Here is a 1,386-nt window from a genome sequence, read left to right as displayed (position 1 = left end):
GTTGGATGGACGGCGGACGGCGCCGGTTCCGCGGCTGGCCGGCGGCCAGCGGGCGCTACGGCGGCTCGACCGGCGCGACGAGCAGCCGGTCGATCCGGTTGCCATCCATGTCGGCGACCTCGAACCGCCAGCCGTCCCAGTCGAGCCGGTCGCCGGTGCGCGGGATCACACCCAGCTGGTACAGCAGGAAGCCGGCCAGTGTATGGTACGCCCCGCTGTCCTCGGCGGGGAAGCGGATGCCGGTGCCGGTCAGGTGGCGGAAACGGTCGAGCACCATGCCGCCGTCGACGAACCAGCTGCCGTCCTCGCGCCGGACGGCATCCGGCTGGTCGTGCGTGGGCGTGACTCGGCCGACCAGCGCGTTCATCACATCGTTCAGCGTCACCATGCCCTGGATGTCGCCGTATTCGTCGACGATCATCGCCAGTTCCGCGCGGCTCGGCTTGAGCTGTTCCAGCAGGTCGATGGCGCTGCTCGATTCCGGCACGTACAGGATCGGTTCGATCGCGGCGCCGATGTCGATGACGTCCAGCGACTGGCCGCGGATCGCCTGGCCGAACAGGTTGCGCGCGCGCACGACGCCGAGTACCTGCGAACGGTCGCCGCGGTACACGGGAAAGCGGCTGTAGGGCGATTCCGCGATGCGCGCGAGGTTGTGCGCGAGCGGCCGGTCGAGATCGAGCAATTCGAGGTCGACTCGCGGCGTCATCAGCGCGCGCAGATGCCAGTCGTCCAGGCGCAGGGCGCGCGCCGCGATGTCGTATTCCGTCTTTTCGAACACGCCGGCGTCCGCGCTTTCCTTGATCATGCCGGTCACGTCTTCCTCGGTCGGCGTCTCGTCCTTCTGCCGGTGCATGCCGAGCAGGCGCATGATGCCGTCCGTCGTCAGCGCGAGCAGGCGCACGAGCGGGTGCGCGACGCGCGCCACCCATTGCAGCGGCCGCGCGAGTGCCGTCGCCAGCGCTTCCGGGTACAGCATGGCAATGCGCTTGGGCACGAGTTCGCCCAGCACGATCGACACGAACGTGATGCCGGCGACGACGATCGCCAGCGCGACGGGCCGCGCATACGCGTCGGCCACGCCCATGTTGCCCAGCGTCGGCGTCAGGCGCGCCGTCAGCGACGCTTCGCCGAACGCGCCGTTGAAAATGGAGATGAGGGTGATGCCGACCTGCACCGTGGAAAGGAAGCGGCTCGGATCGTCATGCAGGTCGAGCGCGCTGCCGGCCCCGCGCCGTCCTTCGCCCGCCAGCTTTTCCAGACGCATGCGCCGGGCCGACACGACGGCGAGCTCGGACATGGCGAACACGCCATTGAGCAGGACGAGGACGAGGATGATGACGATGTCGGTCATGCGCCGATGATCGCATGACCGCATCGGGTGAG

1 protein-coding gene is annotated in these 1,386 nt (G+C 68.9%); it reads right to left on the bottom strand.

Annotated elements, in window-relative coordinates; translation table 11 throughout:
* Positions 1–55: 55 nt before the first annotated feature.
* The coding region (locus AC1DYX_RS31175) for a hemolysin family protein (protein ID WP_477266092.1) at positions 56–1,386 on the bottom strand (1,331 nt) is incomplete at its 5' end.

This window comes from Massilia sp. P2_C2, from assembly GCF_056404615.1.
Note: the sequence above shows the minus strand (reverse complement) of the source record. Positions and strands in the feature narration are given on the sequence as shown.